A 13,182-nucleotide genomic window follows, 5' to 3' on the forward strand; every position below is an offset into this window, starting at 1 on the left:
ACGGTGAGTCGTCCGAGAGGCGCGAGACCAGACCGGCCGACGCACGGTCGGTCTTTCCCCGGCGAGCGGTGAGGAGGCCGGTGTCCCACGATGTCGTCCCTCCGGTGGAGGGCACGGTGCACCCGACAGGTGACGCGAACGGCTCGCTGACCGACCCCGACGGTGCCACACCGGCCGTGGCCGGGGCACCCGGTGCGGTACGCCCCACCGGCGACGTGGCGGTCCCCAGCGCGGCCGACGGCGGGTCCGTCGCGGCCACCGGTGACCCGGCGCCGAGCAGCGGGTTCGGGCTCTCCAACGCGCCCACCGGGCGGCGGGTCCGGGCGCGGCTGGCGCGGTTCAACGCGCCATGGCAGTCGTCACAGGTCAGCGAGGTGCTGGAACCGCTGATCTCGTCCCATCGGGAGAACCACCCCAAGGCGGACGCCCGGCTGCTGCAACGTGCCTTCGACACCGCCGCGCGGTGGCACTCGGGTCAGTACCGCAAGTCCGGCGACCCGTACATCACCCATCCGCTGGCGGTGGCCACCATCCTGGCCAACCTGGGCATGGACACCACCACACTGGTCGCCGCGCTGCTGCACGACACCATCGAGGACACCGAATACTCGCTGGACCAGATGCGCACGGACTTCGGTGGCGAGGTCGCGCTGCTGGTCGACGGCGTCACCAAGCTCGACAAGGTCAAGCTCGGCGACGCGGCGAAGGCCGAGACGATCCGCAAGATGGTCGTCGCCATGGCCAAGGACCCGCGCGTCCTGGTGATCAAGCTGGCCGACCGGCTGCACAACATGCGGACGCTCTCCTTCCTGCCCGCGCCCAAGCGGGAGCAGAAGGCCAAGGAGACGCTGGAGATCCTCGCCCCGTTGGCCCACCGCCTGGGTATGAACACCATCAAGTGGGAGCTGGAGGACCTCGCGTTCGGGACGCTGTTCCCGAAGCGGTTCGAGGAGATCAACCGGCTGATCGGGGAGCACCAGCCGCAGCGTGAGGCGTTGCTGCGACAGGTGACGCAGAAGGTGCAGGTGGACCTGAAGGCCGCCAAGATCAAGGCGGAGACGACGGGTCGGCCGAAGCACCTGTACTCGATCTACCAGAAGATGATCGTGCGGGGTCGGGACTTCAACGACATCTACGACCTGGTGGGTGTGCGGATCCTGGTCGACACGGTGCGGGACTGCTATGCGGCGTTGGGTGTGATCCACGCGAACTGGCAGCCGGTGCCGGGGCGGTTCAAGGACTACATCGCGATGCCCAAGTTCAACATGTACCAGTCGCTGCACACGACGGTGATCGGGCCGACCGGCAAGCCGGTGGAGATGCAGATCCGCACGTACGCGATGCACCGTACGGCGGAGTTCGGTATCGCGGCGCACTGGAAGTACAAGGAGAAGGGCACCCAGATCGTCGGGCCGCCGGCGCACATCGACGAGATGACGTGGCTGCGGCAGTTGCTGGACTGGCAGCGGGAGGCGGCGGACCCGAGCGAGTTCCTGGACGCGTTGCGGTTCGACCTGTCCAGCCAGGAGGTGTACGTCTTCACCCCGAAGGGCGACGTGATCCCGTTGCCGACGGGGTCGACGCCGGTGGACTTCGCGTACGCGGTGCACACCGAGGTGGGGCACAAGTGCATCGGGGCGCGGGTCAACGGCAAGTTGGTGCCGTTGGAGTCGACGCTGTCCAACGGCGACGTGATCGAGATCTTCACCTCGAAGTCGGAGACGGCCGGCCCGACGCAGGACTGGTTGGGCTTCGTCAAGAGCCCTCGGGCGCGGACGAAGATCCGGCAGTACTTCAACAAGGAGCGGCGCGAGGAGGCGATCGAGGAGGGCAAGGACGCGATCGTCAAGGCCATGCGCAAGCAGGGCATGCCCTTGCAGCGGATGCTCACCTCGGACGCGTTGATGGCGATCGCCCGGGACCTGCACCTGGCCGACGTGGCGTCGCTGTACGCGGCGGTCGGGGACAGCCAGGTCTCCGCGCAGTCGGTGGTGCAGAAGCTGATGGCCACCTACGGCGGCGAGGAGGGTGCGGCCGAGGACATCGCGGAGACCGCGGTGGCCACCCGGCCGCCGCGCAGCCGGGCCTCCAGCCACGACCCGGGCGTGGTCGTGCGGGGCGTCAGCGACGTCTGGATCAAGCTCGCCCGCTGCTGCACCCCGGTGCCGCCGGACACGGTGTTCGGCTTCGTCACCCGTTCCGGCGGGGTCAGCGTGCACCGCGACGACTGTGCCAACGCCGAGGACCTGCGCGCCCAGGGCGAGCGGGTGGTCGAGGTGAGCTGGAAGCTGACCTCCGCCTCGACGTTCCTGGTCGCCATACAGGTGGAGGCGCTGGACCGGCACAAGCTGCTCGCGGACGTCACCCGGGTGCTCTCCGAGGAGCGGGTCAACATCCTCTCCGCCACCGTCACCACCACCCGGGACCGGGTGGCGGTGAGCCGGTTCAGCTTCGAGATGGCCGACCCGAAGCACCTGGGGCACCTGCTGGCCGCCGTCCGCAAGGTCGACGGGGTCTTCGACGCCTACCGGGTCACCTCCGGCGCCTGAGGCGTACGCGCGACAACGGAAAGCGCCCGCCGGCTCAGCCGGCGGGCGCTTCGTCGTGCGCGGGGATCAGCCCGTCGCCGCGCTCATGGTGAGGTCGGTGATGACGATCTCCTTCTTCGGGTGACCGCCGCCGGCCGACTGGGCGAACGCGCCGTCGTCACCGGCTTTGGCGACGTCGTTGACGATGTCCATCCCGCCGGTGATCGTGCCGAGCACGGTGTAGTTCGGGTCCAGCGGCGAGTCGCCGTAGACGATGAAGAACTGGCTGCCGGTGCTGGACGGCTGGCCCGAGTTGGCCATCGCGATGACGCCGGCCTCGTACGGCGGACGCTTGTCGGTGGGCAGGTTCTCCTCCGGCATGCGGTACGCCGGGCCGCCGGTGCCGTCGGTCTCCCGCCAGCCGTCACCGGTGGAGCTCGGGTCGCCGCACTGGAGCACCTTGATGCCCTCGGTCACCAGGCGGTGGCACTTGGTGTTGTCGAAGAAGTTCTGCTCGGCCAGGTGGGTGAAGCTGCCGGCGGTGCAGGGCACCGCCGCCCGGTCGATCCGCGCGGTGATCGGGCCGAGGTTGGTGGTGATCGTCATGGTCTGGGTGCCGACCCGGCTCTGCTGGGCGTCCGGCAGCCCGACGTCCTTGGTCGTCGGGGTCCGTTCACCCGCCGGGATCTCCACCCAGCCGCACTCCGCGGTGCTGCCGCCCTGGGCCGCGGTGTCGCCGCCGCTGTCGTCGCCGATCAGGTTGGTGGCGAGCCAGGCCGTGCCGGCGACCACCAGCAGCAGGACCACTCCGGCCCCGACCACCGCCTGGGTCTGGCGGCGCTTGCGCGCCCGCGTCGACCGCTCGGCCATCTCCTTCTCGAGCCGGGCGCGGGCCGCCGCGCGCTGCCGCTCTCTGGTGGACGTCACGCCTCGATCCTCCTGGACTGTATGTGGATCCCGCTGCGGTGGGTGAGACCGCCGAGTTCGGTCAGCCGGCGCTCGCGCTGGCCTCGGGTGCGCCGGAGGCCGCCGGGCTTGCCGTGCCCGCCGGCGTCGGCTCTGGCGGGGACGCCGGGTCGAGCCCCGGCTCGCCGACGGTCAGGCTCTGGATGACCACGTCGTCGTCCTTCGGCTTGACCTTCTCGCCAGCCTCATTCTCCACGGTCGGCAGCGCGCCGATCTTCTCCACCACGTCCAGGCCGCCGGTGACCCGGCCGATGACCGGGAAGGCCGGCTCGGCGGTGGTGAAGTCCTCGAAGAAGATCAGGAACTGGCTGCCGTTGGCGCCCGGCGGGTTGCTGATCATCGCCACCGTGCCCTTGGGGTACGTGGGCGGCTGCTCCGGCGACGGGCTGGGCGACGCCTCCGGCGCGGTCGGCACGTTCTCGTTGTAGAACGAGTACGACGGGCCGCCGAGGCCGGTGCCGCTCGGGTCGCCGCAGCGCACCGCGCCGTCGGCGGTGATCTCGTGGCACTTGGTGTCGTTGTAGAAGCCCTGTCCGGCCAGGTGGGCGATGCTCGCGGCGGCGCACGGGGCGTTCGCCAGGTCCAGCTCGACCGAGATCGGGTCGCCCTGGTTGGTGGTGATGGTCATGGGCCGGGTGCCGGTCACCGGCAGGCCGGTGGTGGCCGGCTCGCCGAGCTGGCGGAGGTTCGGGTTGCCCTCGGTGTTCTGCGGGGTCCAGAGGCAGACCTCGTCGTTCGCGGTGTCCCGCGTCGGCTCGCTGTCGAAGGCGCCCAGCGCCCACGCCGAACCGGCGACGACCAGCACGAGGATCAGGGCGGTGCCGACACCGGCTCGAATGCGCCGACGGCGCCTGACGGTGGCGGCCCGGCGGGCCTGTTGCCGGTCGAGCTTGGCCCGCGCCAGTTTGCGCTGCCGGTCCCTGCTGGAAGCCACCCGTGCTCCCCTTTCCTCTACCCTGGTCGTCACCTGGTGGTTGCGTACCCGTCGGGCGGCAGGTGCGCCACGCCACACGCCCGCCAGAGTGTACGGGTACCGGCTGGGAAAGTCGTGTACGAGGTCGTTGCACATCCGCATCGGAATCCGTCACTGCCCCTACGCGCCGGTGGGACCGAGCGGTCCGGGCCCGACCGGAACGCCGGTAGGCTGCTGGCGAGGACGACTCGACGGAAGGGGAGCGGACGTGCTCGTGGCCGGCTTTCCCGCGGACGCCTTCGGCACCAACTGCTATGTGGTCGCCGCCGCGCCGGGGGAGCAGTGCGTGGTGGTCGACCCCGGCATCGGGGTGATCGACCGGCTCGACGCGCTGCTCGCCGAGCACCGCCTGCACCCGGCGGCCGTGCTGCTCACCCACGGGCACCTGGACCACACCTTCTCCGTGGCGCCGGTGTGCGGGGCGCGGGGCATCACCGCGTACGTGCACCCGGCCGACCGGGAGCTGCTGGCCGACCCGACGAAGGCCCTGTCGATGGACCTCACCCAGCTCTTCGGTGGCCGTCTGCCCTACGCCGAGCCGGAGGACGTCGCCGAACTGGCCGACGGCACGACGCTCAGCCTCGCCGGGTTGGAGATCACCGTCGACCACGCACCGGGCCATACCGGCGGGTCGGTGCTGTTCCGGCTGCCCGGCGCCGGCTCGCCCTGGGAGGCGGAGCAGATCTGCCTCTCCGGTGACGTGCTGTTCGCCGGCTCGATCGGCCGCACAGACCTGGCCGGCGGCGACATGCCGACGATGATCAGCAGCCTGCGGGACAAGATCCTCCCGCTCGCCGACGACACCGTCGTGCTGCCCGGCCACGGCCCGACGACCACCATCGGCCGCGAGCGCGCCACCAACCCGTACCTCGTCGAGGTGGCCGGGACGGGCGGCGGACGACCGGCGGCCCCCACCCGCGGCCTGTAGTCGCCGCGGACCAGGACCTCCCCGCGCCTGCCGCGCGGGTGCCGAAGGAGCATCATGAGCAAGCCCACGCCCATCTCCGGCTTCCCGGAGTGGACGCCCGCCCAGCGGATGATCGAGCAGTACGTCCTGGACCGGATCCGGTCCACCTTCGAGCTGTACGGCTTCGCGCCGCTGGAGACCCGCGCCGTCGAGCCGCTGGACCAGTTGCTGCGCAAGGGGGAGACCTCCAAGGAGGTCTACGTGATCCGGCGCCTCCAGGGCGATGCGGAGGGTCCGGCCGGTGACGACGCCCTCGGGCTGCACTTCGACCTGACCGTGCCGTTCGCCCGGTACGTGCTGGAGAACGCCGGCAAGCTCCAGTTCCCGTTCCGCCGCTACCAGATCCAGAAGGTGTGGCGGGGCGAGCGTCCGCAGGAGGGGCGGTACCGCGAGTTCCTCCAGGCCGACATCGACATCGTCGACCGGGACACCCTGGCCCCGCACCACGAGGCGGAGATGCCGCTGGTCATCGGCGACGCGCTGCGGGCGCTGCCGATCCCGCCGGTACGCATCCAGGTCAACAACCGCAAGATCTGCGAGGGGTTCTACCGGGGCATCGGGCTGACCGACCCGGAGGCGACGCTGCGCGCGGTCGACAAGCTCGACAAGATCGGTCCGGCCGGTGTGACGGAGCTGCTCGCGACCACGGCCGGGGCGAGCGAGGCGCAGGCCAAGGCGTGCCTGGCGCTGGCCGAGATCTCCGCGCCGGACGCCTCGTTCGCCGACGCGGTCCGCGCGCTCGGGGTCAGCGACCCGTTGCTCGACGAGGGCGTCGCCGAGCTGACCGCCGTGGTGGAGACCGCCGCCGCGCACTCGCCCGGCCTCTGCGTGGCCGACCTGCGCATCGCCCGGGGCCTGGACTACTACACCGGCACCGTCTACGAGACGCAGATGATCGGGTACGAGAGGTTCGGCTCGATCTGCTCCGGCGGCCGGTACGACAACCTCGCCAGCGCCGGGACCACCCGCTTCCCCGGGGTGGGCATCTCGATCGGGGTGACCCGGCTGCTCGGGCTGCTCTTCGGCACCGAGGCGCTGACCGTGTCCCGGTCCGTGCCGACCTGCGTGCTGGTGGCGGTCACCACCGAGGAGCTGCGGCCCGCCAGCAACCGGGTCGCCGAGGCGCTGCGGTCGCGGGGCGTACCCACCGAGGTGTCGCCGAGCGCGGCCAAGTTCGGCAAGCAGATCCGGTACGCCCAGCGGCGCGGCATCCCGTACGTCTGGTTCCCGGGCGCGGAGGGTGCCCCCGACGAGGTGAAGGACATCCGCTCCGGTGAGCAGGTCGTCGCGGTGGCGGGGGAGTGGACGCCACCTGCGGCGGACCTGCGGCCGCTGGTGAGCTGAACCCCGGGCGGCCTTGGTGTAAGGAAGGGCCCCTTATTAACGCCTGGTGTATAGGAAGGGTCCCTTCCTAACCTCATTCCAGGGGGAGCAGCAGACAGCTCGACGTGGCGTGCGCGACGAGGCGGGACTGCCCGTCGGTGAGCCGGGCCTCGGCCAGGGCGGTCCGCCGACCGCGTTGCAGCACGGTGCCCTCGCAGCGCAGGGTCCCGGAGCGGACGGTCACCGGGCGGAGGAACTTCACGTTCAGGTCCAGCGAGGTGTAGCCCACGCCGATCGGCAGCGTGGTGTGCACGGCGCAGGCGGCGGCGGTGTCCAGCAGCGTGGAGAGCACGCCGCCGTGCACGGTGCCGAGCGGGTTGTAGTGGAACTCCTGCGGCTCCAGCTCGACGACGACCCGGCCCTCCTCGGCCTCCATCCGGGACATGTCGATCAGGTGCATCACCGGTGGGGCTGCCAGTTCTCCGGCGATCATCGCGCGGAGTAGTTCCAGTCCGCTGCGCCGGCCGACCTGGGCGGCGTTGAGACCCGGGTCGGACCAGGTGAAGGTGCGGCTGCGCGTCGCACCCTGCGTCTGCGTCATGGACGCAGCCTTACAGTGCTTGCTGGGTCTGTCAATCAGACCTAGCCTGTCGGGCATGAGACCCGTGGCCCTGGACTGGTCGATCGACAACTGCACGGTCGCCCGCGCCATGGAGATCCTCGGCGAGAAGTGGACCCTGGTGGTGCTCCGCGAGGTGTTCAGCGGGGTCCGCCGCTTCGACGACATGCGAGTACGCACCGGTGTACCCCGGCAGGTGTTGACCAATCGGCTGACCACACTGGTCGCGCAGGGTGTGCTCCGGCGCGAGCCGTACCGTGAGCCGGGCAGTCGGCTGCGGCACGAGTACCGCCTCACCGCCAAGGGGATGGACCTGTGGCCGGTACTGGTCGCCGTCCTGGCCTGGGGGGACCGGTATCTCGCCGACCCGGAGGGGCCGCCGCTGCGCGTCGGACACCGCGACTGCGGCGCCGACATCCGGGCGGAACTGCGCTGCGCGGACGGGCATCACGTCACCGAGCCGCGTGACGTGATGCCGCGTCCGGGGCCGGGCGCCCGTCGACGGTGACGCCCGACCGGTTGCCGGCGGTGAGGCTCGGCAGGCTTCCGGCGGTGACGCCCAGCCGGGTCTCGGCGGTGAGGTCTGGCCGGGTCCCGGTGCCCGGCTCGGCGCTGCCGCCGGACCGGTCTTCGGTGGCTACCAGGCGAAGCCGGCGGGGTAGGAGACGTTCGCCAGAACCTGCTGGCCGGCGGCGTTCGGGTGGAAGTAGTCCCAGCCGGAGAGCTGGGAGAGGGCGAACGGGTAGCCGAAGACGGCGTTGCCGTCGTATCGGCAGTTCGACCCGTACGCGGCGCAGGCCGCAGCGAGCTGGCCGTTGAAGTCGACCACCCGCTGCCGGACCCGATTGCGTCGGTCCACGTCGGCCTGTGCGGTGGAGGTCGGGTTGGCCAGCAACGACTGGCAGATCCCGAACAACGACCAGGCGGTACGCGCGCTGCCGCTGTCCTTGCCGACCGTCCAGAGCCGGTGCACGTCCGGAATGCTGATCACGAAGACACGTGCGTTCGGCAGGCCGGTCCTGAGTCGGTTCAGCGCGGAGTCGATGTTGGCCCGGAAGGTGGCCACCGAGGTCATGCCCGACTCCGAGCCGGTGCAGGCGTCGTTCGCGCCGATCAGGATGGTCACGTACCCGGCTCCCTGGCTGACCGCGGTGCCGGCCTGGCCGGTCAGGTCGGCGGACTTCGCGCCGGTGCGGGCGGCGTTGTGGTTGCGGCCGTTGATCGTCGGCTCGACCCGGCGGATCCGCAGGTAGTGGCTGGTGACGGTGGTGTCGTCGCCGGTACTGAACGACCGGCTGGTGCAGTCGACGTACCACCCGCAGGCGTTGAAGCCCCGGGTGATCGAGTCGCCGAGGCTGGCCATCGAGGTCGGTGGCGGGCCGGGTGCGGCCAGGGCGGGGGCGGTGGTGAGCAGGACGAGGGCGGTGACGCCGGCGAGGGTGGCCAGCGCGCGTCGGACGAGGGTCATGGGTGGCCTCCGGTTCACGGTTGCCGGGTGGCGGCGGTGACCAGAGCGTATAGATGACCGTCTGTGTCCACAATGTTGCGCAGCGATTGCTTGGGGATGGTTGGTCGATTCGGCCGGACTCGGGGGTTGTTGACGATCTTAAATGTGTGAATACTTTCCCTCGCTTGGCCATTTCCCCAGGTGGCTGAGTTGCCCCCGCCCCTGTCGACGTGACAGGGCGCGAAATCCCCTACCGGGAGGCTGTTACATGCGACCCACAAGGTCAATGCTTCGCCGCGTCGTCTCCGTCGCCGCCGCCGGAACCCTGGCCGTCGGCGTACTGGCCGGCGCCCCGGCCCAGGCGGCGCCCGCGTCCGCCACACCCGACGCCGCGGCCGCCCTCGCCGACCGTCTCGGCGACCGCGCGGCCGGCGCCTACGCCGACGCCAGCGGCGCCATGGTCGTCGCGGTGACCGACGCCGTCGCGGCCCGCCAGGTGGCCGCCGCCGGCGCCACCCCGAAGCTGGTCACGCGCGGTGCCACCGAGCTGAACCGGGCCACCGCCGTGCTGGAGCGTTCTGCCGCGATCCCGGGCACCGCCTGGTGGACCGACCCGGCCACCAACCAGGTCGTCGTCTCCGTCGACAGCACCGTCACCGGCGCCAAGCTGGAGCGGGTCAAGGCCGCCGCCGCCCGCACCAACGGCGCCGTCCGCATCGAGGCCCAGGCCGGTGTGCTGAGCACCCGCATCTCCGGTGGCGAGGCGATCTACGCACAGGGCGGCGGACGCTGCTCGCTCGGCTTCAACGTGCGCGCCGGCAGCACCTACTACTTCGTGACCGCCGGCCACTGCACCAACATCGCCGCGAACTGGTACAGCAACTCGGCGCAGACCGCGCTGCTCGGTTCGCGTACCGGCAGCGTCTTCCCGGGCAGCGACTACGGCATCGTCCGCTACGCCAACCAGAGCGTCGTGCAGCCGGGCAACGTCTACCTCCACAACGGCACCTACCGGGAGATCACCGCTTCCGGCAACGCGTACGTCGGCCAGTCGGCGCAGCGTTCCGGCAGCACCACCGGTGTCCGCAGCGGCTCGGTGACCGCCCTCAACGCCACCGTCAACTACGCCGAGGGCCAGGTGCGCGGCCTGATCCGGACCAACATCTGCGCCCAGCCGGGTGACAGTGGCGGCTCGCTGTTCAGTGGCACCATCGCGCTCGGCCTCACCTCCGGCGGCAGCGGCAACTGCAGCATCGGCGGCACCACCTTCTTCCAGCCCATCGGGCCAGTGCTGAGCCGGTACGGCGTCAGCGTCTACTGATCCTCCTTCCGCAAACCTTCTCCTCCGCCAGCGGGCCGCCGGATTCCTCCTCCGGCGGCCCGCCCGGCTTGTAAGCAGGGGTCCCCTGCTAACGCCTGCGGTATAGGAAGGGTCCCCTGCTAACGCCGCCCGGCGCGCTGCTGTTAGCAGGGGACCCCTGCTATGCACGAGGCGTTAACAGGGGGCCCTTCCTTACACCCGGGGAACGAGGGCGGGTGCGGGCTGACAGAATGCCGGGAGCAACGGACGTAGAGCCAGACGAGGGAGACGCACGTCGTGATCCGTACCCATGACGCCGGCAGCCTGCGCGCGACGGACGCCGGCACCACGGTGACGCTCGCCGGGTGGGTGGCCCGCCGGCGCGACCACGGCGGTGTCATCTTCGTCGACCTGCGCGACGCCTCCGGCGTGGTCCAGGTGGTCTTCCGCGAGGAGGACGCGCACGCGTTGCGCAACGAGTACTGCGTGAAGGTCGTCGGTGAGGTCACCCGCCGCCCGGAGGGCAACGAGAACCCGGAGTTGCCCACCGGCGAGATCGAGGTGACCGCCGCCGAGCTGGACGTGCTCTCCGAGGCCGCCCCGTTGCCGCTGCCGATCGACGACCAGGTGGTGGCCGGCGACGACGTCCGCCTGAAGTACCGCTACCTCGACCTGCGCCGGGGCGGTCCGGCCCACGCGATGCGCCTGCGGTCCCGGGCCAACCAGCTCGCCCGTGGCGTGCTGCACGAGCGGGACTTCCTGGAGATCGAGACGCCGACGCTGACCCGGTCCACCCCGGAGGGCGCCCGCGACTTCCTGGTCCCGGTCCGCCTGCAACCCGGCAGCTGGTACGCGCTGCCGCAGTCCCCGCAGCTGTTCAAGCAGCTGCTCATGGTCGGCGGCATGGAGCGGTATTACCAGATCGCCCGCTGCTACCGCGACGAGGACTTCCGGGCCGACCGGCAGCCGGAGTTCACCCAGCTCGACATCGAGATGTCCTTCGTCACCGAGGACGACGTGATCGACCTCGGTGAGGAGATCGCCGCCGCCCTCTGGTCCGACCTGGCCGGGTACGAGATCCCCCGGCCGATCCCGCGGATCACCTGGCACGACGCCATGGCCCGGTACGGCTCAGACAAGCCGGACCTGCGCTACGGCGTGGAGCTGACCGAGCTGACCGACTACCTGCGCGGCACCCAGTTCCGGGTCTTCGCCGGGGCGATCGACGCGGGCGGCTACGTCGGCGCGGTGGTGATGCCCGGCGGCGCGAGCCAGACCCGCAAGGAGCTGGACGGCTGGCAGGACTGGGCCAAGGCGCGCGGCGCCAAGGGACTGGCGTACGTGGTGCTGGACGCCGAGACCGGCGAGCCGCGCGGGCCGGTGGCGAAGAACCTCTCCGCCGAGCACCTGGCCGGGCTGGCCGACGCGGTCGGCGCCAAGCCGGGCGACGCCGTCTTCTTCGCGGCCGGCCCGGAGGCCCGTGAGGCCCAGGAACTGCTCGGCGCGGCCCGTATCGAGATCGCCAAGCGGGCCGGCCTGGTCGACGAGAGCGCCTGGGCGTTCTGCTGGGTGGTGGACGCCCCGATGTTCGAGAAGACGGACGATGGTGGCTGGACGGCCGTGCACCACCCGTTCACCTCGCCGAACGCCGAGTGGATGGACCGCTTCGAGGAGGCGCCGGACCGGGCGCTGGCCTACGCGTACGACATCGTCTGCAACGGCAACGAGATCGGCGGCGGCTCGATCCGTATCCACCGCCGCGACGTGCAGCAGCGGGTCTTCGAGCTGCTCGGCATCACGCCCGAGGAGGCGCAGGACAAGTTCGGCTTCCTGCTGGAGGCGTTCAGCTACGGCCCGCCCCCGCACGGCGGCATCGCGTTCGGCTGGGACCGGGTCTGCATGCTGCTCGCCGGTGTCGACTCGATCCGCGAGGTCATCGCCTTCCCGAAGACGCGGGGCGGTTTCGACCCGCTGACCGGCGCGCCCACCCCGATCACCGGGCAGCAGCGTGCCGAGGCCGGCATCGACGCCAAGCCCAAGCCCGCCCAGGTCCCGCACACCGGCACCGCCGGCCCGGCCGCCCCGGTCGCCGACCCCACCTGACCGACGTCGCGTGAGGTCGGTGGGGCAGCACCCCGCCGACCTCACGACGCGTCGCGGAGCGGTCCAGAGGAGCAGGCCGTTGCGGTTACTGGTGGTGGGTGGCAGCGGGTTCCTCGGCCGTGAGGTGTGCCGCCGGGCGGTCGCTGCCGGGTGGGACGTGGTCGGCACGTACCACTCGGGGCAGGTCGAGGTCCCCGGTGTGGCGTCACACCGGGTCGACGTTACCGACCGGGCCGCCATGCGCGAGCTGGTCACCCGGGTACGCCCGGACGCGGTGGTCGGCACCCCCTACCGGTACGCCGACTGGGCGGTCACCGCCGACGGGGCGGCCCATGTCGCCTGCGCGGCCGTCGAGGTGGGTGCGCGGTTGGTGCACCTGTCCAGCGACGCGCTGCACGCCGGCCGCCCCGAGGCGTACGCCGACGACGACCCGCCCAGCCCGGTCTACCCGTACGGTGCGGCGAAGGCGGCCGCCGAGACGGCGGTACGGGCCGTCGACCCGGGCGCGGTGCTGGTGCGTACCTCGCTGATCCTGGGGGAGGGGAGTCCGCAGATCCGGCTCTGCCGGGACGCGCTGGCCGGGCGGGCCGCCCTGTTCAGTGACGAACTCCGCTGCCCGGTGGACGTCGGCGACCTGGCGGCGGCCGTGCTCGAACTGGTGGAGTCCGACTACGCCGGTCCGTTGAACGTGGCGGGTGCCGATGCGGTCAGCCGGGCCGAGCTGGGTCTGCTGGTGGCCCGGCGGGACGGGCTGGACCCGAGCGCCCTGCGGACCACCACCGGGGCCGCCGCCGGGGTGCTCCGTCCCGGCGAGGTGCGCCTGGACTCCACGCGCGCCGCCACGCTCCTGCGAACGCGGTTGCGTGGCGTCACCGAGCTTCTCGCCGTCTGAGTCGAACCACGAATACCGCTCCGTCTGGATGCACGATCTCTATGCACAATACTTGTGCATAAGA

General features: G+C 71.3%; 11 protein-coding genes. 7 read left to right on the plus strand and 4 right to left on the minus strand.

All coding sequences use genetic code 11. The features are described from left to right. The first annotated feature begins 104 nt into the window (after positions 1-104). The gene (locus ACZ31C_RS28730) at positions 105-2,549 is read left to right on the plus strand and encodes a RelA/SpoT family protein (protein WP_396751397.1); all 2,445 of its coding nucleotides are present in this window, start codon (positions 105-107) and stop codon (positions 2,547-2,549) included. A gap of 66 nt (positions 2,550-2,615) precedes the next feature. Here ACZ31C_RS28730 and ACZ31C_RS28735 read toward each other — a convergent pair whose 3' ends face one another. Both ACZ31C_RS28735 and ACZ31C_RS28740 read right to left on the minus strand, forming a co-directional pair. Further along, positions 2,616-3,455, minus strand: a complete 840-nt coding sequence (locus ACZ31C_RS28735; protein ID WP_465797957.1) for a peptidylprolyl isomerase — start codon at positions 3,453-3,455, stop codon at positions 2,616-2,618. A 61-nt stretch (positions 3,456-3,516) separates the two neighbouring features. Beyond that, positions 3,517-4,428 (minus strand): peptidylprolyl isomerase, encoded by a 912-nt coding sequence (locus ACZ31C_RS28740; RefSeq protein ID WP_465797958.1) that lies wholly within the window; start codon positions 4,426-4,428, stop codon positions 3,517-3,519. Between the two features lie 247 nt (positions 4,429-4,675). Between ACZ31C_RS28740 and ACZ31C_RS28745 the strand changes: the two genes are divergently transcribed. Together ACZ31C_RS28745 and hisS are read left to right on the plus strand one after the other, a co-directional pair. Next, positions 4,676-5,395, plus strand: a complete 720-nt coding sequence (locus ACZ31C_RS28745) for an MBL fold metallo-hydrolase (RefSeq protein WP_465797959.1) — start codon at positions 4,676-4,678, stop codon at positions 5,393-5,395. A 54-nt stretch (positions 5,396-5,449) separates the two neighbouring features. Further along, entirely contained in the window at positions 5,450-6,778 is a 1,329-nt protein-coding gene (hisS, locus tag ACZ31C_RS28750; protein ID WP_465797960.1) for a histidine--tRNA ligase, read from the plus strand. 73 nt (positions 6,779-6,851) lie between these two features. Here hisS and ACZ31C_RS28755 read toward each other — a convergent pair whose 3' ends face one another. Then, positions 6,852-7,358 carry a PaaI family thioesterase gene (locus tag ACZ31C_RS28755; protein WP_465797961.1) on the minus strand — a complete coding sequence of 169 codons (507 nt, stop codon included), beginning with the start codon at positions 7,356-7,358 and terminating at the stop codon, positions 6,852-6,854. A 55-nt stretch (positions 7,359-7,413) separates the two neighbouring features. Between ACZ31C_RS28755 and ACZ31C_RS28760 the strand changes: the two genes are divergently transcribed. After that, complete coding sequence (locus ACZ31C_RS28760) at positions 7,414-7,884, plus strand: winged helix-turn-helix transcriptional regulator (RefSeq protein ID WP_465797962.1); 471 nt, start codon at positions 7,414-7,416, stop codon at positions 7,882-7,884. A 129-nt stretch (positions 7,885-8,013) separates the two neighbouring features. On the opposite strand, the gene ACZ31C_RS28765 is transcribed toward ACZ31C_RS28760, so the two are convergent. After that, positions 8,014-8,844, minus strand: coding sequence for an SGNH/GDSL hydrolase family protein (locus ACZ31C_RS28765; protein WP_465797963.1), 831 nt, complete (start codon positions 8,842-8,844; stop codon positions 8,014-8,016). Positions 8,845-9,091: 247 nt separating this feature from the next. Here ACZ31C_RS28765 and ACZ31C_RS28770 point away from each other — a divergent pair, with 247 nt between their 5' ends. From ACZ31C_RS28770 to ACZ31C_RS28780, 3 genes are all read left to right on the plus strand, one after another. Continuing rightward, positions 9,092-10,144 (plus strand): S1 family peptidase, encoded by a 1,053-nt coding sequence (locus ACZ31C_RS28770; RefSeq protein WP_465797965.1) that lies wholly within the window; start codon positions 9,092-9,094, stop codon positions 10,142-10,144. A gap of 276 nt (positions 10,145-10,420) precedes the next feature. Then, entirely contained in the window at positions 10,421-12,226 is a 1,806-nt protein-coding gene (gene aspS / locus ACZ31C_RS28775) for an aspartate--tRNA ligase (protein ID WP_465797966.1), read from the plus strand. Between the two features lie 79 nt (positions 12,227-12,305). Next, complete coding sequence (locus ACZ31C_RS28780; RefSeq protein ID WP_465797967.1) at positions 12,306-13,118, plus strand: SDR family oxidoreductase; 813 nt, start codon at positions 12,306-12,308, stop codon at positions 13,116-13,118. The last annotated feature ends 64 nt before the right edge of the window (positions 13,119-13,182 follow it).

This window comes from Micromonospora sp. NPDC023869 (genome assembly GCF_055559695.1).

Coding starts and splice junctions, on each gene's coding strand:
- ACZ31C_RS28760 (WP_465797962.1), top strand. CDS start 7,414: ATGAGACCCGTGGCCCTGGACTGGTCGATCGACAACTGCACGGTCGCC.
- ACZ31C_RS28770 (WP_465797965.1), top strand. CDS start 9,092: ATGCGACCCACAAGGTCAATGCTTCGCCGCGTCGTCTCCGTCGCCGCC.
- ACZ31C_RS28755 (WP_465797961.1), bottom strand. CDS start 7,358: ATGACGCAGACGCAGGGTGCGACGCGCAGCCGCACCTTCACCTGGTCC.
- hisS (WP_465797960.1), top strand. CDS start 5,450: ATGAGCAAGCCCACGCCCATCTCCGGCTTCCCGGAGTGGACGCCCGCC.
- ACZ31C_RS28765 (WP_465797963.1), bottom strand. CDS start 8,844: ATGACCCTCGTCCGACGCGCGCTGGCCACCCTCGCCGGCGTCACCGCC.